General features: G+C 53.5%; 1 protein-coding gene. It reads left to right on the plus strand.

All coding sequences use genetic code 11. The features are described 5' to 3' along the window. A partial coding sequence (locus A7V84_RS21410; protein WP_204246493.1) for a hypothetical protein occupies positions 1 to 282 on the plus strand: 282 nt, incomplete at both ends.

Consider the following 282-nt stretch of genomic DNA (forward strand, 5'->3'; position numbering starts at 1 on the left):
ATCGGTGCGCACTCACATCAAGTGCCCACACTTATCGGTTGTTGAGTTGTTAAAGAGCGGCACTGCTAAAATCTGGCCTGCCTTGCTTTCAAACCTGCGCCGCGCGGTGACGTTGCCGTCGGACCGTTTGGCGCTGCGCTGTCAGCAGCAGAGAAACGAGATTATGAAGAAGTTTTTAGGGTTTGTCAACTCGGTTTCGATTTATTTTCAAAACCTCGCTGTCCCGCCGACTTGCTTCCGAAGACTCGCGCCTTCGACCTCACTTCCCCTGGCGTGCTATCC

Origin of the sequence: Bordetella trematum (assembly GCF_900078335.1) — a bacterium.
In the GTDB taxonomy this organism is placed as follows: domain Bacteria; phylum Pseudomonadota; class Gammaproteobacteria; order Burkholderiales; family Burkholderiaceae_B; genus Bordetella; species Bordetella trematum.